Source organism: Bacillus sp. FJAT-27245, from assembly GCF_001273955.1.
Classification (GTDB): domain Bacteria; phylum Bacillota; class Bacilli; order Bacillales; family Cytobacillaceae; genus Bacillus_D.
In genome coordinates this window covers 2718706-2735703 of record NZ_LIGI01000001.1, presented here as the reverse complement: position 1 = coordinate 2735703, position 16998 = coordinate 2718706, and the positions used below count along the sequence as shown (strand labels likewise).

Sequence of the window (16998 nt, the reverse complement as noted above, 5' to 3'; positions counted from 1 at the left end):
CCCGATTTTAAACACACGCCAAAAGGAATTTAGACAATTTCTTCTGTCTCTTCTGGTTTCTCACTATCCTTTTCCATTTTTAGAAGTTCTTTAAACGAAAGGATGGCAATTTCCGCCTGGCTGTCATCCGGTTCTTTTGTTGTCAAAAGCTGAAGCCACAGGCCAGGAAGCCCAAGCCATCTCAGTACGGGAACATCTCGCAATTTATTCGTCAGCTGGAGGACTTCAAAGGAAATACCAAGTACAACAGGGATGAGCGCAAGACGGTTTAAAAGGCGCACCCATAATGGTTCTGCCGGAACAAGCATATAGACGAAAACTCCGACAATCACCGTAAACAATATAAAGCTTGAACCGCAGCGGTAATGGAGGCGGGAGCTTGACTGGACGTTCTTTACGGTCAGCTCCAATCCGTTTTCAAAGCAGTTGATTACTTTATGCTCCGCGCCGTGATATTGGAATACCCTTTTTACGAGAGGGGTAAGCGATACGGTGTATATATATGCGAGAAGAAGAATCAGTTTGATTAAGCCTTCAATAAGGACCTGTGCGGTACGGCCGGGAAAAATTGGCGATGCCAGGTGGGCAAGGAAGGCGGGAATCAGCGTGAAAAGGAATTTCCCGAATAAAAAGGAAATTACCCCGATAGCGGCGACGCCCAGGTACATGGAAAGCTTTGAAGTTTCCTGCTTTTCGATCTGTTCGTCATCCTTTGGGTCCACATCAAAGCGCTCTGTCGAGAAATTCAAGTGTTTGGAGCCGTTTGCGCTCGCTTCCACTATGGCGGCAATTCCCCGCAGGAATGGTATTTTCTTCAGAAAAGCGACAAACGGGTGCGTTTTGCGGGGCAGCCGGAAATAGTCGACCGTTCCATCTTTCCGCCTGACTGCCGTAACGTAGTGATATTTTCCGCCAAACATGACACCTTCGACGACTGCCTGGCCTCCGTATATTGGTTTAGTTCCACTTGCCATTTTGACACCAACCTAATCATGAAGTTGCACATTCAGCTGTAGGCTGGATGTACTTACCTATATTTTACTAGAAAAACGCCAAAACAACTAGGTATGAGTTCCTGAACCTCATGAAAAAATGCCAATTATGAAGGAAAAGCATATAAACGTACATACTAAGCCTGACAGCGATAATTTCTTTTAAAAGGATTGGTCTATGTGGAGAATAGCAATGGCAAAGAAAAAAAGGGTTTTTCGGTTGAAGGCGGGTTTGCAAAGCTTGTCGTGCTTACAGGCCTTTGGGGTGGTTTGTTCTGGAGCTTTATAGGGCAGATCGGATATTATTTTCATTTTACGAAAATTACCCCAAGGGAAATTCTTGGCCCATGGGCGCTTGGTTCCTGGAAAAACGGCTGGCTGGGAACGCTCATTGCAATTTTGCTTATTGCGATTGTATCGATCGGTGCGGCATTTGTTTATTCCGCCTTGTTCAAGAAAATGGATGGGTTGATATCCGGAATCCTGTATGGGGCAGTGTTATTCCTGCTTGTCTTTTTCCTGCTTAATCCTATGTTTCCCGGCATATTGCCGTTTGGGGCGCTTGATAAAAATACTTTGGCGACCTCTATTTGCCTGTTCATCCTTTATGGCGTTTTTATCGGTTATTCAATTTCCTGGGACTACCACCATCGGGATGAGTGGTGACAGCTGTCCCAGTAGGAGAATGAAAGGGAATATGGTAGAATGAGTTAGAAAATAACCGTCCCTTTGCGGGGAAATTTAGGATTTGGGGAAATCGGGATATGAAGAAAATCATGTTGTTGAATGGACCGAATTTGAATATGCTTGGCAAACGCGAGCCCGGCGTATATGGCCAGGGGACTTTACAGGATGTCGAAGCCGCCGTTGCCAATCTCGCAGCAACCCATGGCGCGGAGGTGGACTGCAGGCAATCGAATCACGAAGGGACCCTTGTTGACTGGCTTCAGGAAGCAGATGAAGCAGGCTTTGCAGGGGTTATTTTTAATCCAGGGGCCTATACGCATTATAGCTATGCAATCCGGGATGCGATTGCAGGAATTCGGGTGCCTGTTATCGAAGTACATATATCGAATATCCATGCACGGGAAAATTTCAGGCATACTTCTGTTACAGCCGCTGTTTGCAAAGGGCAAATTAGCGGCCTTGGCACAAAGGGTTATGAACTTGCATTTTTTGCCCTCATGGAAATGGAGAAGGAGAGGGAACTGTAATGTCAAAACTGGAGAAACTGAGAAGTGAATTTGGCAAATTGGGAATTGACGGCCTGTTGATTACGAGCGGGTTTAACCGCCGTTACATCTCTAATTTCACGGGGTCCGCCGGCGCTGTGCTGATTAGTGGTGAAAAAGCGCTCTTCATAACGGATTTCAGGTATGTTGAGCAGGCGTCGAAACAATGCGTGGGCTTTGAAATTGTAAAACACGGAGGCGTGATGCAGGAAGAAGTCGCCCAGCAGGCAAAGCAATTGGGAATAACCAAGCTTGGCTTTGAGCAAAATCATGTTACATATGCATTATACAAGTCGTATGATAAAGAGTTTGATGGAGAACTCGTTCCGGTCGATGGCGCGATTGAAAAGTTGCGCTTGATTAAGACGGATGCAGAGATTAAGATATTAAAGGAAGCAGCGGGCATTGCAGATGCTGCATTTGCACATATCCTGGAGTTTATCCGCCCGGGCAAAACAGAACTTGACGTTTCAAATGAGCTTGAATTTTTCATGCGGAAGGCGGGTGCCGCCTCCTCTTCATTCGACATCATTGTCGCTTCCGGCCACCGTTCGGCTTTGCCGCATGGCGTTGCCAGCGATAAAGTGATTGAGGCGGGAGATTTTGTAACTCTTGATTTTGGTGCCTATTATAAGGGATATGTATCCGATATTACCAGAACCGTTTCGGTGGGTGCTGCGGACCAGAAATTAAGGGAAATTTATGATATAGTGCTTGAAGCCCAGCTGCGCGGCATGGCGGGCATTAAGCCGGGAATGACCGGGAAGGAAGCCGATGCGCTTACCCGAAATTTTATTGCCGAAAAAGGCTATGGAGAGTATTTCGGACATTCCACAGGGCACGGCATCGGGCTTGAAGTCCATGAAGGCCCGTCCCTGTCGAGGGTTTCCGAAACGATCCTCGAACCTGGCATGGTTGTGACAGTGGAACCTGGCATTTATATTCCGGGGCTTGGCGGCGTCCGTATCGAGGATGATACCGTGATAACGCTTGACCACAATGAATCCCTAACACATTCACCGAAGGAACTGATCATTCTTTAAGGAACTAGGAGGAACACACATGATTTCAGTAAACGATTTCCGCACAGGGCTAACGATTGAATTTGACGGCAGCATTTGGCGGGTTATGGATTTCCAGCATGTGAAACCGGGGAAAGGCGCGGCTTTTGTCCGTTCCAAGCTTCGTAATCTTCGCACTGGCAACGTAAATGAAAAAACATTCCGTGCAGGGGAAAAAGTCGCGAAGGCGCAAATTGACAACCGCAAGATGCAATATCTTTATGCAAGCGGCGACCAGCATATTTTCATGGATAATGAATCCTACGAGCAAATCGAACTGCCTGCAAGCGCGATTGAATACGAATTGAAATTTCTAAAGGAAAACATGGAAGTTTTCATTATGATGTACCAAGGAGAAACATTGGGTATTGAACTTCCGAATACGGTTGAACTGGAAGTAACGGAAACAGAGCCGGGAATCAAGGGAGATACAGCTTCCGGCGGCTCCAAACCGGCAACAATGGAAACAGGCCTTGTTGTCCAGGTGCCATTCTTCGTCAACCAGGGCGACCGTCTGATTATTAATACATCCGACGGAAGCTATGTATCACGCGCATAATTTGCGGTAATTATTTTTCAAACGAGCCCGGCCCTGCCTTCAAGCAGGAGCCGGGCTTTTTTTCTTTTCATTTTCCCGGTATGCCCTTAGTAAGCACACACTTATGAAGATATTGTGAAGATTTCCCTGTGTAATTATGAACATTTTTCAAAAAGCGATGGAGGTAACTAGTCAGTAGTGGCAAGGGCGACTACAATGGAATCAATCGACAGTAATTAAGTGGGAAATGCAATTATTGGATTGGCAATCGGCCGCCTGATCCGGTAGTTCCGTGGCACCCAGAATAAGGGAGGCTTCAGCTTGATGGAAAAACTGAAAGTATTAATTGTTGATGTGAATTATATGTTTCTTAAAGGGCTTGAATCGATTTTAAAAGAGGAGCCTTCCGTTGAACTGGTTGGTGAAGCGAGGACAGGATGCGAGGCTGTGGCACTTGCAGCCAACGTGAAGCCGGATGTCATTCTTATGGATGTGAATATGCCAGCCGAGGATGGAATCGGGGTAATGAAAGGGATTATCGAAAAATTGCCCGAAACGAATATACTTGTACTTGCCGTAGACGGTAATGAAGAAGAAATGATAGAAGCACTTCGCAATGGAGCAAAAGGTTATTTGCTGAAAAGCCTGCTCCCAAATGAACTTTTGGCGTTCATCCAGATGGCTAACCGGGGTGAATATATCATTTCCGGGCCCGTAGCCAAGGAAATCATCAATAATCTTGCAAAACTCGATCACCTTTATACTTCTCGCAATTCTTTGCCGAATAGCGATTTGTTAACGAAAAGGGAAAAAGAAATTCTTTCTGAGGTTGTAAAAGGGATGACAAACCGGCAAATTGCCTGCACCCTCTTCATCTCTGAAAACACGGTAAAGAATCATATCCGGAATATTATGGAGAAACTTCATATGAATAGACGCGGGCAAGTGGCAGCCCTTGCGTTGCAGGAGGGCTGGCTGCAGAAAACTGTGTAGCCGACTCGAAGCCCTGCCTGCTTTGAAAATCAGACAAGAAAAAAATTGACCGAATGCAATGAAGGGCTTTGGCCTAACTACCGTTTCTTGGGCCAAAGATAGGGTGCTGCCATGAAAAAGAAAGTATTAATCAGCATTTATATTTTAACCGTTTTGATTGGGGTCGCCGTTTTTATTACGGCGAATGGTTTCAAAGGGAAAAATACAGAAGCTGTCCAGGCGGGAGAAAAAGTATATAAACTGCAATGCGCCGTTTGCCACGGTGAAACAGGAAAAGGCGAAGGTGCCAAAGTGGGTACAGCGATCAATAGCCAAATATTTTTAAGTTCCGCGAGCGACGAAGACCTCAGCAACTATATTAAATATGGAAGGCCCGAAGCTGCAATGCCTGCTTATGGGCCAAGGCTCAGTGAAGAAGAATTGCAAAATGTCGTTGCGTTCATCCGAAATTGGCAAAACGGCGAGATGAAATTGGAAGTACCGGACCGGGTCGTTGGAAATCCTGAAAATGGTGAAAAGATTTACAACATGTCATGCATCCAATGCCACGGGGAAAGAGGGGCAGGGAAACAAAAGATGGGCACCGCCCTTGCAAACCGTGAATACCTGAAATACAGCACCGACGAACAAATCTGGATTAACACTGCCTACGGGCGGGAAAATACAAGAATGGCACCATCCCTGAAAGGGCTAGAGGGTGTCCGCCAGTTAAGCAAAAAGGATATTTCGGATGTCGTTTCTTACATCAGGTCCCTTGAAAAACAATAAAAAATGAAACCCCCGCCAACTTGGCGGGGGTTTCATTTTTCGTTTATTGTTCAATTTCCCCGGTCCAGGCATTCATTCCTCCCTCCATATTGAGAACCCTGAACCCTTTGGACGCAAGAAGCTCGCTTGCCTGCCTCGACCTGTTTCCGCTTCTGCAAACAATAAGATAGTCCTCATCCTTGTCGAGGTTTTCCGCCATGCCGCCAAGAACCTGAAGGGGAATAAGTTCGGAGCCCGGAATATGGCCCCCTTTGTATTCTTCGGGAGTCCGTACATCCAGGACCTTAACCTCACTTTTCTTAACCAACTCCATCGCTTCATCAACAGAAACTGACTCATATTCGGCTGCGCCGCATCCAGCCAGCAGCAATCCGAACAGAAGGATAAAAAGTTTCCTCACCATAAATCACCTCATGATTTTATTATAGGGCACGAACGAAAGCACGTACATTGGGCAAATAGAAGGGTCGCCAGGTTTAACAAAATAGTCAAAAACTAGCTAACTGATAAAAAACAATAAGCTTTATAGTTATCATGTGGCAGAAAAAGGGTTACGCCGTTTGAATGGCGGATAACAATTGCCTTCCGTTCAGGAAAACGCGATTGGTAAAGGGTTCATTAGGCTTTACTTGGCCACCATAACAGGCGATGTTTATCGGCAGATTATCCCGTTTATTGGCAAGAAGGGGAATTGTGAACAATTTATGTTGTTTTTTTGTCCAAACCGCAACGTTTTCCACCCTTTAACAAAATGTTCAAGAGTGCCTCAACAATTGGGTTGTCCTGTCGATTATATTTATTCCAAAGAGGACTATAGTGAAAAGTAGTACGTCCTAGTCATATGCTTTTCACTACCCAAGGAGGACTACTATGCTGAAAAAACTGATTGTGTTTCTACTGATTGTTTCGTCCGGTTTTTATGTGGGCGCTTCCGGTACAAAGGCGGAAGGGAAATTTACTCCTGAGCAATTCCCATACAAGGAAATGCAGATCCAGGTAATGCCGGAGTTCGATTATCCGGAAAATTGGCCAAAGGAAGAACCATCCCTTTTGGTCGGCCAATACGGAACGATTGTAAACAAAACCGGCCAGGATTTCAGCGGAAAGATTGAAGTTCCGGTGCCGGCGAACGAGAAAAACTTCCAGGTTTACCTAGTTGCCGAATTTCCTAGTGACGATAAGCCGGAAGTACAGCGGCCCTTCGAAGTAGATAAAGAAAAAGGCGTAATCTCTTTCGCCCCGGAGAATCCGATAAAGAAGGATGCGGACTATAAGTTTGTTGTTGAATACTATTCCAATCCTATAAACGTGATGGAAAAGAAAAGCTTTACCTATGAATATACTGCTCCCGCAGCCATTGAAACGCTGGATGTCATTGTATACGCACCTTTGAAATCAACCGATATCACCCTTGAACCAAAACCCGCCAGTACGCAAAAAAGCGATTATGGGGAACAAATTGCGTTTTATCAAGTAAAGGCGGCCGAAAAAGGAAGCAAACATAAATATACTGTTTCCTATAAAAAGGAAGGGGATGCTTCCACCCTCTCGATGATTGATAAAAATAAAGCTCCTAACGACGAAAATCATAATGGCTCATCAGCAACAGATCAGCTTGCGGCGAACAGCGGTGGAACTGGCGGGGACAACAGACGCCCAATCATTGGGGCAGCAGGCGGAGTCATCATCGGCGTATCGATCATCATTGCCGGGATGTTTGTCTTCTTTGGCTTAAGAAACAAACAGGAAAAAAGGAAAAACCCCGCTGTGTTTAAGAAGGATAAGGGCAAAAAAACCCTGCAAAAGCAAAAGATGAAGCCATCAAACGATGAAGAAATCAAGGAACTTCGGAAAAAGCTAGTGAATGGGAAAATTGACCAGGAAACGTACGATGAACAAGTAAAAAAACTAATTTAAGGGGGAGAAGGTTATGAAAAAAAATACAATTGTCATGCTTGGCGGATTTATCATTGCAGGGGCAATCGTCTTTCTCTTGATGGCCGCGACTCCGGGTTCGAGCGGGGTAGAACTGACTTTGAAAGACTTGCTTGCCAGCCAGGATAAGCATAAGGATGATTTTGTCACAGTGGAAGGATTGCTCATTGAAGAATCCATCAAGTGGGATGCAGATAAAATCGAACTAAAATTTGATGTAAAAGATAACGAAGGTAATGTCATGCACGTAATCCACAATGGCGTTAGGCCAGACAATTTTTCGGAAGGCGTCATTACAATTCTCCAGGGGGCGCCGACAGGCAATGATACATTCACAGCCGAAACGGTTAAAACGAGATGCCCGTCCAAGTATGAAGGCGAAGACATGAAGAACTACGACCCTGAAAAGCACAAGGATAAGTTAAATAAAATGCCTTCCAGCGAAGAATAGAGGCCAAAACTAAAGAAGGTGGAGACAAATGTATTTATTTGCGAACGCTACAATCTATGTTGGCCTTGCACTGGCTGTGTATGCTTTGCTTGTGACAACTTACGGCATTGCCGTTAAAAATCAAAAGCTGATCAATAGTGGAAAAGGGGCAGTCATTGGATTGTTCATCAGCACCGCCCTGGCAATGGCTTCATTGCTCTATTTGCTTGCTACATCGCAATTCCAATATGAATATGTCAATGATTATACGAGCAGCGAGCTTCCTATTATTTATAAGCTTACTGCACTATGGGCTGGAAATTCCGGATCGCTCCTATTATGGACTTTCTTCCTGACCCTTTACATCGTGATGGTTGTTTTCTCTCGGAAAATGAAAGGGAACCCGATGATTCCCTATATCCTGTCAATCCTGGTTGGGAACGCTGTATTCTTCTTCCTGATTCTCGGTTTTGTCGCAAAACCTTTTGCACTCTTACCTAATGTGCCGATTGAAGGAAAGGGCCTTAACCCGATGCTGCAAAACCCGGGGATGATCATCCATCCAGTTACGCTTTATTTGGGATATGTTGGCCTGGCGGTACCATTCGCATTCGCGATGGCGGCGTTAATCCTGAAAAACATGGATGATTTTTGGATTAAGATGACGAGAAGATGGACCATTATCGCATGGCTATTTTTGAGCCTTGGCAATATTTTCGGAGGCCAATGGGCTTATGTGGAGTTGGGATGGGGCGGTTACTGGGCATGGGATCCAGTTGAAAACGCATCCTTCATGCCATGGCTGACTGCCACCGCATTCCTGCATTCCGTCATGATCCAGGAACGCAAGAACATGCTGAAGGTATGGAATATTAGCTTAATCATAATCTCTTATGCTCTTACTCTCTTTGGAACCTTCCTTGTACGAAGCGGCGTCCTTACATCGGTCCATGCATTTGCGAATTCAAATCTGGGCTTATATTTCCTGATTTTCATGGGAGTGGCCGTCATAGGCGCGATGTATGTCCTGATGAGCCGTTACAACCTGATAAAGCGGAGTGCAGGCGAATTCAATTCATTCGTTTCAAAGGAAAGTTCTTTCTTAATCAATAACCTGCTGCTTGTCGGATCGGCATTCGCCGTATTCTGGGGAACGATATTCCCACTCGTATCAGAGGCCGTCCGGGGAACGAAAGTAACGGTCGGTATCCCGTTTTTCAATGCGGTTCAGGCACCAATTCTGTTGTCCATGATGTTTGTCATGGCTGTCTGCCCGCTCCTTGCCTGGCAGAGATCGTCTTTGAAAAACTTGAAGAAAAACTTCCTGATTCCAGCCATTCTGGCGGTTGCCGCAATGGTATTGATGGTTGTGCTCGGAATCCAAAAGGCATGGGCTGTCATCGGTAATGGCGTTATCATTCTTCTCCTAATTACACACTACCTCGAATTCTACAGAGGCGTAAAGGCAAGGAGGAAAATGACCAGCGAGAACGTGCCTGTAGCCCTTTACAGGCTAATGACTAAAAACCGGCGCCGCTATGGCGGTTACATCGTCCATTTGGGTATTGCTTTCATAGCCCTTGGAATAATCGGGTCGCAAAACTATGACCATGAAACGATGAAAACAATTCCAATTGGCGGGTCGATGGAGATAGACGACTACCGGATTAATTATGACAAGCTTGACCAAAAGTCGGAAGGCATCAATGATATTGTGTATGCCGATCTGACGGTTTTCAAAAACGGGAAACGCCTTGGAAACTATGAAGTAGAGAAAGTATTCTATGGAAATTGGGATCAGCCTTCTTCGGAAGTAGCCTTGATATCCAGTGCCAGAGAAGACCTTTATATCATTCTCAGTGCGTGGGAGGATGACGGAAGGGCAACCTTTATTGTAAAAGTCATCCCAATGATGGCCTGGATGTGGTTCGGTTCATTCCTTATCGTAATTGGCTCGATATTCGCAGTCTGGAATGGCAGGTTCCAAGGCGTAACGCCAAGGTACACCGGCGCTTCCAGGGAGGTGGCCTAACATGGCGGGGAAAGTAWATCCGGTAATCCTGCTCGTCCTGATTTTGGTTCAGGCGGCAGGGTTCCCTGCATTCGCGAAGGAATTTGATTACAAATCGAAAGAATTCAAGGCGGTCGCCTCCCAGTTTTCCTGTACGTGCGGCTGCGGCCAGGACCATTATGAATGTGACCCGAACACGTGCAACCTGACAGTTGAATTTAAGAAAGACCTTGTTGACATGATGAACAAGGGCATGGATAAAGATGAAATCCGTGCATATTATGTTGGTATTTATGGTGAGGAAATCCTCACGGCCCCTGAAAAAGAAGGGTTTAGCCTGACAGCATGGGTCCTTCCGTTTGTTGCGCTTGGAGGAGCGGGGACTGCACTGTTCTTTGTTATCCGGAAGTGGGTCAAAAAGAAAGGGCCAGCCTCGGGGCTGGTTGAAGAAGCGACCGGGCAGGACGAAGTGGAAAGTGAAATTCTTTCTTCGATCATTGACGAGGAACGAAAAAAGTATCTTTAGGATGTGAACAGGATGGAAGATATTTCAATCATTTCAATGCTGCTGACCGCAGTATTTGCGCTCGGCTGCCTCTACCTTGTGGTAATGCCGTTTTTTAAGGAAGAAACATTCCTGGACCATACGAGGAAAAGCAAAACCAATGGGTCGACAAGGGAAGCATTGCTTACAACACTGAATGAAATAGAGTTTGAATATAAAATGGAAAAACTATCTGAAAGCGATTATCGCCAACTAAAAAAACAGTATGAGAGCCAGGTAGCGAAGCTGATGCGGGATGAAGATGCTTCCGATGAGAAGGCAATCGACAAGGATTTAATGGCTGAAGTCGAGCGGGAAATTGAGGCTTCCATCCAGCAGAAAAGGCAAAAGGGGGGAGGAAAGTGATTAAGAAAATCACGGTTCTCCTCCTCGGCCTCCTGATTCTGGCGCCTGCCCGAGCGTGGGCCGATGCCGAACCGAAAATCACGGTCGATATGCATTATATCGTCGTAAGCCCAGCGGAAGATGGCTCCGCGAATATGATGAACATGGTCAATTACACCAATTTGGATTCTTCTGAATATAAGGGTGACGGCAAAAGTGAAGCTGTACTGACGGTGACATTGCCTGAAGGAAGCATGGGCCTGAATTTTCTTGATGGAAAAATAGCCATGAAGCAAACTGGAAAAGGGTTTATTACAACCGACCCAATCCCGGGGAGCCAGACGATTGTCCTTCCATACAGCTACCGGATGCCAGCGGGAAAAGAAATCAACCTCTCCTTTGATTACCCGGTTCAATTGATGCAAGTGCTAGTACCCGAGGGAATGGGCAGCATTGAATTCAAGGGTGTGGAAGCGACGAATCAGGGAGTATTCAATTTTGAGGACCAGAAATATGTCGGATACAGCGTGGAAGCGATTCCCGCCCACGAGCCGCTTACCATGGTTTACAACAAGGACATCCAGCCGAAAGCCGGGGAAGCAAAGCAGGCGGGGGCGGCTTCGGAAAATGGAAGCGTCGTGACAAAACATGCGCCCGCCTTCCATAATCCTGGCCATTTGCGAATGTGGTACCAATCACCATTAAAAAGCTTTAATCCCCATGTTTTAATGATTGTGCTCGGAGCCATCGTTATCGCTGGAATCTCCTACTTTTCCTACTTCAGCATTAAGAACAGGGCCAAGGCCGAGAAACTGGAAAATGATACGGATGAAAAAGCTTTTAAACTTCTCATGGCCAAGCAAAATACGATAATGGATAAAATCCTTGAACTTGAGGAGACCTTCGGAAACGGGCTGCTCACCGAAGAGGAATACAACGCCAAAATTGATGCCTACAAGCAGCATCTTGTAAAAGTGAAGCTGGGACTTAGAAGATTCGTAGAGTAACGGCGGAGCGGGAGGGTCTCTGTATGATAGAAATAAAAAAGCTAACAAAACAGGCGGATAATAAGATGATCCTAAAGGGGATCGACCTCTCCATTCGTAAAGGGGAAACAGTCGGCATACTTGGTCCGAATGGTGCTGGAAAAAGCACTCTTCTAAAAGTGCTGGCCACCCTTATTAAACCGTCATCCGGGGAAGTGGCAATCGGCGGGTTCGACCTGAAAAAGAACGAGGGGGAAATCAAGAAGCTGTTTGGGTATCTCCCCCACTCCAGCCTGCTCTATGAACACTATTCTCCCCTTGAAAACCTTGTTTTTTTCGGAAAAATCTACGGGGTGAAAAATGCGGAAGAACGCGCTGTCCAGCTCGTCAAGGAAGTAGGATTGTCATTCTTCCTGAACGATCCCGTAAAGAATTTTTCACGGGGGATGATTCAAAGGATTGCGATTGCGCGCGCGATTATCCATGAACCCGACATCCTGTTGCTTGATGAGCCGCACACCGGGCTCGACCAGGGCGCAATTGGCATTTTGAACAATGTAATCGTTGAGATGAGGGAAAAGGGTGCCACCACCTTAATGGTCACCCACGACTTCAAGCAGGCGGCGGAACTATGCGACAGGATTATCATTGTCAAAAACGGAAAAATAGCCGAAGATTTTAAGCTGCTAGATCGAAAACTCAGTACTTTGAATGAGAAATATTTGTACCAGGTGGAGGGAGTCTCATGAACATTTTCAGGCCTGCCCTCTTAATCGCAGCAAAAGAACTGAAATCAGAACTGAAAACAAAACAAGTGTTGGCAACCATGCTCATTTTTGCGGGCCTTGTCATCCTGATTTTCAGCATAGCCTTTGACCCGCAAAACAATTTTACAAAAGCGGTCGTTCCCGGAGTCATTTGGGTTATCATCGTTTTCTCCGGAATACTTGGGCTCAATAGATCGTTTATCTCTGAACAAAGAAACGATACGATGCAGGGGCTTCTCATCGCTCCGATTGAGGCATCGGGCATTTATCTTGGGAAGATGCTCGCAAATTTCGCAATGATGCTCATTGTTGAAGTTGTTTCATTGCCGTTTTTATTCCTTCTCTTTGATTTTAAATACATGGGAAGCTTTGCGTATTTCATTCTTGTCCTATTTATCGGAAGTTTTGGCTTTATCGCCATCGGAACATTTCTTGCGGCGTTGGCCGCGAATTCAAAGAGCAGCGAAATGCTCTTGCCGCTCCTGTTATTTCCGATAACAAGCCCGATCTTAATTGGCGCAGTCCAGTCGACAAAGATTATCCTGACCAATATTGAAAAGCTGCCGACAGCGATTGCGTGGATGCAATTAATCGGCGCTTATGATGTGATTTTCTTCGTCCTTTGCTTTTTGTTAATAGACTATGTGTTGGAGGTATAGGAGATGAGCGTAAATCTCGAAAAGCAGCATCCGCCGCTCACCCATTCGGGCGTGGCGGAGATAGGAAAACCGGTGATGCCAAAAATCCTGTTCGGTGGAACCATTGTATCCGTACTCACTGCAATTTATCTTATATTTATGTATGCAAAGATTGAAGTAACGATGGGGGCCGTCCAAAAGATATTTTATATCCATGTCGCGTCCGCCTGGACAGGGTTCCTCGCATTTTTTGTAACGTTTGTTTTCAGCATTTTATACTTGTTTAAAAGAAAGCGCATTTTTGATACGTATGCCTTCGTTTCAGCGGAAATCGGTGTCGTTTTCACGACAATCGTCCTGACAACAGGCCCAATCTGGGCGAAATCATCCTGGAATACGTGGTGGGCATGGGAGCCGCGCCTGACGACGACACTCGTACTTTGGTTCATCTACATGGCTTATATCATGATCCATCAAATGGACGGCGTATGGGAGAAAAAGGCCCGCCTGGCTGCTGTATTCGGAATTATTGGTTTCGCGGATGTTCCGATTGTCTGGTTCGCGATCCGCTGGTGGAATTCGAAGTTCCATCCAATTGTTTTCGGTGAAGGGCCATCCCAAAAGGGCGGCGGCATCGACGACACCATGCTGGTTGCCTTGCTAGCGACCATCACAGCCCTGACCTTCTTCTACGCGTTTTTGCTGAATAAAGGTGTAACCATTGAAAATATGAAAATAAAAGTTTCACAGTACAAGGAAAAACTAAGGGAATCAATTGAAAATTAGGAGGAAACTAAAATGGAATACATGTATGCGGCTTATTCGGTAGCCTGGATTGTGATTTTTTCGTACCTAGTGGTTTTGGGCAAGCGCCAAAGCAACCTTCAGAAAGAAATTGAGTTTTTGAAACTGCACGATAAATAGATTTCTGCCTGTGATGGAACGAGACGGATACCGCCAATGGTTCCACCGCGACTGCAGGGATCAGGCAATTTGGATTTGGAGGAAATACCATGATGCAGGAAGAAATCAAGGTAAATACGGAAGAGGTTCAGCCTGGAGAAATGGCCAAGATGGCTCCGGCCAGGAATCGAATCATCAAGCTGGCCATTCTCTTGCTGGCAATCGGAATGTTTGGCTATTTTTCGCACACAATGGCGAATAAACCGGATATCCCGCGCCAAGGGGATCGCGCTCCAAAGTTTGAACTTGAAAACCTTGATGGGGAAATGGCCAGCCTGTCCGACTATGAGGGAAAAGTTGTCGTCCTTAATTATTTTGCGACCTGGTGCGTTCCTTGTGTTGATGAAGCTCCGGAACTCGAAGCCTTTTCTAGGGAATATGGTGATCAATATGAATTGCTTATCATCGACAGGGGCGAAACCCGCGACCGTGTGAAAAAGTTCATTGAAAAGCACGATGCCGGATCATCAACTTATTTATTCGATTATAATTCAAAGGTTTCAAAAATGTATGGCGTGCTGAAGCAGCCTGAATCATTCGTGATTGATAAAAAAGGGATTATACGCGAATACATCCAGGGGCCGATCACCAAAATGGAACTCTATAATCTTGTCAGCAAATATGATTAAAGGATTAAGCTCTCCGGGGCTTAATCCTTTTTTTTATTTATCCGCCATCAAAAAGGTATTCCGAGATGACTGCCGCTTCAATTGTGAGTTTCCCGGGCTGGATTTGGGTGGTCGAAATGCCTTTAACCATCGGGGTATGGAATTCGGTAACCGGCCGCGGGAATTCGTTCCCTTCAATCACCTTCAAGGGTACCGGATTCAGTTTCACGCCAAGTGCAGCGCTGATTGTTTTTGCCTTTTCGTATGCGTTTTGCACTGCAAGCGCCAAGGCTTCCTTGTAATAGGCATCCTGTTTGCTTGTTGTAAAATGAATGTCCGAAACATAATTGGCCCCATTCCTTACCGCAGTATCGATAACAGTTCCAGCCTTATCCAAATCGGTTATCTTTACTTGAAGGAGATGGGTGACTTTATATCCGCGAAAAATTTGCACTCCCTCTTTGAAATCATACAGGGATTCGATCCTGTAATCGAAGGTCCGTATATTCCCGGCTGGAATCCCGAGGGCAAGCAAGGCGTTCACAACCCATGTGGATTCCCGGGCATTTTGCTGCTGGCCGGCCACCAGATCTGTTTGTTCCGTCGAAACGCCGATAACAGCTGTCGCGAGATCGGGCCTCGTTGTTGCCGTTCCCTCCCCCTTAACCCTGATTGTTTTTCCGATGGATGGCCCTTCCGTATCAATTGGCATCCTAATATCCCCCTTTTGAAAATGTCCTCTTTCCTCCATTAGAAGCTTACGGACTTTTTTGTGAAAAATGACCGTTCCGTTTATTTCCATTGTAGCTGAAATCAGCGAAACAACTGACGCTCACCCATCCATAAATGGAGGGGGTTCCACCTTTAATCAACCTCATCTCTTCCTTATCCTGAAAAAAAACCCAGAAGAAGAACTTCAATTTGGTCTAAAAGGCTTCGACAGCCGAAATCGTTCTAATGCAAATAATCGAAACAGGACTATTTACATGGGCTCGGATTTTCCTTGCCACTCACAACTTATTGACCGTTTCGGGGTACGTCTGCACCGAGAGAGTTAACCYATTCTCAAAGGTTGTTTATAATCCAAATGTAGGATTGAACTTCTTTTCTGACTTCATTTTTTTCATTTTTGCTATACACTCATCCAGGACCATGGAAAATCGATCCCATTYYTTTTTCGCCTGTTCCAGTCCCAGACGATTGGTTGTTGTGACAAACCTGGCTAGAAATGCACTGTATAAATCGCGTTGTGCTTCAACGCCGCATTCACAACTATGCCAACGCTCTTTTAGTCGTTTTTTCTTCACTGCWCCRCAATGAYAGGACTGGGATAACTTTGTGGAGTAGGTAGGGAATTCYCTGAACATTCCCCCTTGCGATTTCACTTTTCTCTTTAACATGTTCAAAAACATACTTGGTGCTTTCCTGCCAATACTTTTGCCGAACATCTTCTGAAATGCTTTATACGAGAGTTTTTCTGTTTGGATGGAGGAGGCTAGTTGAAGGATTTGATTCGTATCCCGTCCATGGAGCTGTTTTCTCACTTCTTTTATCCTGCGTTCCAGTTCCCTGTATGCTGAACGGGTCTTGATGTAATGATGGGAGTTGGTCCATTTCTTTTTCCCTTTTTTCACAACGCCRTTGCTGTGGTAATTGTTTGGGTTATTTGCCCGGCGTTGGCGGTCTAACTTGCGATGTAGTTTTCTTTTTTCTTTATCTAGATAAACGACTTCCTCACAAAAYTCCTTTAACTCGGCTTTGGATTCCCCGACAATCGCGATTGTGGATGGACCGATATCCAGCCCGACTTTTTCTTTTCCTAATTGATATTTCCGAAAGGGATGTCCTTCCAGGATTAGTTGGACATAAAACCGATTTTTCCCCTTAACTTCCTTTTTAATCAGCCGGCAATATTTTATCCTTTGCTTTAAAGCGTGCTGCATCCATTGGTCTTTGGGGTCGATCAGGCATTTCAACGATAGGGTCTTCCCAACGGAGAGATAACCATTGGAATAGGWAAGAAAGGTTTTGTTGTTTTTGCCCTCTAAAGAGACAAACTCTCCTTTTCGTTTAAACCTTACCTTTTTCGCTTTCTTAAAGGCCAATCTTTGTACCGCTTTAAAGGCTCTTGTAGAGATTTTTTGGCAGATGTGTGTCCCTAAATGTTCCGCAATAAACTTTGAATCA

General features: G+C 45.5%; 21 protein-coding genes. 17 read left to right on the top strand and 4 right to left on the bottom strand.

Annotated features, from left to right (window positions below; genetic code table 11):
- Positions 1-29: 29 nt before the first annotated feature.
- Complete coding sequence (locus tag ADU24_RS13390) at positions 30-974, bottom strand: DUF1385 domain-containing protein (protein WP_053367107.1); 945 nt, start codon at positions 972-974, stop codon at positions 30-32.
- Between the two features lie 198 nt (positions 975-1172).
- On the opposite strand from ADU24_RS13390, the gene ADU24_RS13385 reads away from it, so the two are divergent.
- From ADU24_RS13385 to ADU24_RS13360, 6 genes are all read left to right on the top strand, one after another.
- The gene (locus tag ADU24_RS13385) at positions 1173-1658 is read left to right on the top strand and encodes a YqhR family membrane protein (RefSeq protein WP_053367106.1); all 486 of its coding nucleotides are present in this window, start codon (positions 1173-1175) and stop codon (positions 1656-1658) included.
- A 98-nt stretch (positions 1659-1756) separates the two neighbouring features.
- Entirely contained in the window at positions 1757-2206 is a 450-nt protein-coding gene (gene aroQ / locus ADU24_RS13380) for a type II 3-dehydroquinate dehydratase (RefSeq protein WP_053367105.1), read from the top strand.
- Positions 2206-3267 (top strand): M24 family metallopeptidase, encoded by a 1062-nt coding sequence (locus ADU24_RS13375; RefSeq protein ID WP_053367104.1) that lies wholly within the window; start codon positions 2206-2208, stop codon positions 3265-3267. The genes aroQ and ADU24_RS13375 overlap by 1 nt, the downstream gene beginning before the upstream one ends.
- 19 nt (positions 3268-3286) lie before the next feature.
- Positions 3287-3844 carry an elongation factor P gene (efp, locus tag ADU24_RS13370; RefSeq protein WP_053367103.1) on the top strand — a complete coding sequence of 186 codons (558 nt, stop codon included), beginning with the start codon at positions 3287-3289 and terminating at the stop codon, positions 3842-3844.
- A 303-nt stretch (positions 3845-4147) separates the two neighbouring features.
- Complete coding sequence (locus ADU24_RS13365) at positions 4148-4816, top strand: response regulator (protein WP_053367102.1); 669 nt, start codon at positions 4148-4150, stop codon at positions 4814-4816.
- A 111-nt stretch (positions 4817-4927) separates the two neighbouring features.
- On the top strand, positions 4928-5584 hold the full coding sequence (locus ADU24_RS13360; protein WP_053367101.1) for a c-type cytochrome: 657 nt from the start codon (positions 4928-4930) through the stop codon (positions 5582-5584).
- Positions 5585-5627: 43 nt separating this feature from the next.
- Here the strand turns inward: ADU24_RS13360 and ADU24_RS13355 are convergent, their stop codons facing one another.
- The gene (locus tag ADU24_RS13355) at positions 5628-5987 is read right to left on the bottom strand and encodes a rhodanese-like domain-containing protein (RefSeq protein WP_231689614.1); all 360 of its coding nucleotides are present in this window, start codon (positions 5985-5987) and stop codon (positions 5628-5630) included.
- A gap of 467 nt (positions 5988-6454) precedes the next feature.
- Here ADU24_RS13355 and ADU24_RS13350 point away from each other — a divergent pair, with 467 nt between their 5' ends.
- The 11 genes from ADU24_RS13350 to ADU24_RS13305 all read left to right on the top strand — a co-directional run bounded on the left by ADU24_RS13350 (position 6455) and on the right by ADU24_RS13305 (position 14832).
- Positions 6455-7501, top strand: a complete 1047-nt coding sequence (locus ADU24_RS13350) for a hypothetical protein (RefSeq protein WP_053367100.1) — start codon at positions 6455-6457, stop codon at positions 7499-7501.
- Between the two features lie 13 nt (positions 7502-7514).
- Positions 7515-7970 (top strand): cytochrome c maturation protein CcmE, encoded by a 456-nt coding sequence (locus tag ADU24_RS13345; protein WP_053367099.1) that lies wholly within the window; start codon positions 7515-7517, stop codon positions 7968-7970.
- 28 nt (positions 7971-7998) lie between these two features.
- Positions 7999-9981 carry a heme lyase CcmF/NrfE family subunit gene (locus tag ADU24_RS13340; protein ID WP_053367098.1) on the top strand — a complete coding sequence of 661 codons (1983 nt, stop codon included), beginning with the start codon at positions 7999-8001 and terminating at the stop codon, positions 9979-9981.
- A 1-nt stretch (position 9982) separates the two neighbouring features.
- Positions 9983-10486 (top strand): cytochrome c-type biogenesis protein, encoded by a 504-nt coding sequence (locus ADU24_RS13335; RefSeq protein WP_053367097.1) that lies wholly within the window; start codon positions 9983-9985, stop codon positions 10484-10486.
- Between the two features lie 12 nt (positions 10487-10498).
- Entirely contained in the window at positions 10499-10870 is a 372-nt protein-coding gene (locus ADU24_RS13330) for a hypothetical protein (RefSeq protein ID WP_053367096.1), read from the top strand.
- Positions 10867-11856, top strand: a complete 990-nt coding sequence (locus ADU24_RS13325) for a hypothetical protein (protein WP_053367095.1) — start codon at positions 10867-10869, stop codon at positions 11854-11856. The genes ADU24_RS13330 and ADU24_RS13325 overlap by 4 nt, the downstream gene beginning before the upstream one ends.
- A 23-nt stretch (positions 11857-11879) precedes the next feature.
- On the top strand, positions 11880-12584 hold the full coding sequence (locus tag ADU24_RS13320) for an ABC transporter ATP-binding protein (RefSeq protein ID WP_053367094.1): 705 nt from the start codon (positions 11880-11882) through the stop codon (positions 12582-12584).
- Positions 12581-13261: a heme exporter protein CcmB gene (locus tag ADU24_RS13315; protein WP_053367093.1), complete on the top strand. Its 681-nt coding sequence runs from the start codon at positions 12581-12583 to the stop codon at positions 13259-13261. The genes ADU24_RS13320 and ADU24_RS13315 overlap by 4 nt, the downstream gene beginning before the upstream one ends.
- A 3-nt stretch (positions 13262-13264) precedes the next feature.
- A complete protein-coding gene (locus ADU24_RS13310; protein ID WP_156324580.1) occupies positions 13265-14026 on the top strand; it encodes a cytochrome c biogenesis protein in 762 nt (253 codons plus the stop codon).
- 12 nt (positions 14027-14038) lie between these two features.
- Complete coding sequence (locus ADU24_RS22615; protein WP_082306909.1) at positions 14039-14164, top strand: CcmD family protein; 126 nt, start codon at positions 14039-14041, stop codon at positions 14162-14164.
- 89 nt (positions 14165-14253) lie between these two features.
- Positions 14254-14832, top strand: a complete 579-nt coding sequence (locus ADU24_RS13305) for a TlpA family protein disulfide reductase (RefSeq protein ID WP_231689613.1) — start codon at positions 14254-14256, stop codon at positions 14830-14832.
- 37 nt (positions 14833-14869) lie between these two features.
- Here ADU24_RS13305 and ADU24_RS13300 read toward each other — a convergent pair whose 3' ends face one another.
- Complete coding sequence (locus tag ADU24_RS13300; protein ID WP_053367092.1) at positions 14870-15523, bottom strand: SIMPL domain-containing protein; 654 nt, start codon at positions 15521-15523, stop codon at positions 14870-14872.
- Positions 15524-15887: 364 nt separating this feature from the next.
- A complete protein-coding gene (locus ADU24_RS23055) occupies positions 15888-16787 on the bottom strand; it encodes a zinc ribbon domain-containing protein (RefSeq protein ID WP_156324579.1) in 900 nt (299 codons plus the stop codon).
- Positions 16788-16998: the final 211 nt, after the last annotated feature.

Bases quoted from the DNA above. Each gene is read 5' to 3' on its own strand.
- ADU24_RS13390 (WP_053367107.1), bottom strand. From the start codon at position 974: ATGGCAAGTGGAACTAAACCAATATACGGAGGCCAGGCAGTCGTCGAA.
- aroQ (WP_053367105.1), top strand. From the start codon at position 1,757: ATGAAGAAAATCATGTTGTTGAATGGACCGAATTTGAATATGCTTGGC.
- ADU24_RS13375 (WP_053367104.1), top strand. From the start codon at position 2,206: ATGTCAAAACTGGAGAAACTGAGAAGTGAATTTGGCAAATTGGGAATT.
- efp (WP_053367103.1), top strand. From the start codon at position 3,287: ATGATTTCAGTAAACGATTTCCGCACAGGGCTAACGATTGAATTTGAC.
- ADU24_RS13365 (WP_053367102.1), top strand. From the start codon at position 4,148: ATGGAAAAACTGAAAGTATTAATTGTTGATGTGAATTATATGTTTCTT.
- ADU24_RS13360 (WP_053367101.1), top strand. From the start codon at position 4,928: ATGAAAAAGAAAGTATTAATCAGCATTTATATTTTAACCGTTTTGATT.
- ADU24_RS13355 (WP_231689614.1), bottom strand. From the start codon at position 5,987: ATGGTGAGGAAACTTTTTATCCTTCTGTTCGGATTGCTGCTGGCTGGA.
- ADU24_RS13350 (WP_053367100.1), top strand. From the start codon at position 6,455: ATGCTGAAAAAACTGATTGTGTTTCTACTGATTGTTTCGTCCGGTTTT.
- ADU24_RS13345 (WP_053367099.1), top strand. From the start codon at position 7,515: ATGAAAAAAAATACAATTGTCATGCTTGGCGGATTTATCATTGCAGGG.
- ADU24_RS13340 (WP_053367098.1), top strand. From the start codon at position 7,999: ATGTATTTATTTGCGAACGCTACAATCTATGTTGGCCTTGCACTGGCT.
- ADU24_RS13330 (WP_053367096.1), top strand. From the start codon at position 10,499: ATGGAAGATATTTCAATCATTTCAATGCTGCTGACCGCAGTATTTGCG.
- ADU24_RS13320 (WP_053367094.1), top strand. From the start codon at position 11,880: ATGATAGAAATAAAAAAGCTAACAAAACAGGCGGATAATAAGATGATC.
- ADU24_RS13315 (WP_053367093.1), top strand. From the start codon at position 12,581: ATGAACATTTTCAGGCCTGCCCTCTTAATCGCAGCAAAAGAACTGAAA.
- ADU24_RS13310 (WP_156324580.1), top strand. From the start codon at position 13,265: ATGAGCGTAAATCTCGAAAAGCAGCATCCGCCGCTCACCCATTCGGGC.
- ADU24_RS22615 (WP_082306909.1), top strand. From the start codon at position 14,039: ATGGAATACATGTATGCGGCTTATTCGGTAGCCTGGATTGTGATTTTT.
- ADU24_RS13305 (WP_231689613.1), top strand. From the start codon at position 14,254: ATGATGCAGGAAGAAATCAAGGTAAATACGGAAGAGGTTCAGCCTGGA.
- ADU24_RS13300 (WP_053367092.1), bottom strand. From the start codon at position 15,523: ATGCCAATTGATACGGAAGGGCCATCCATCGGAAAAACAATCAGGGTT.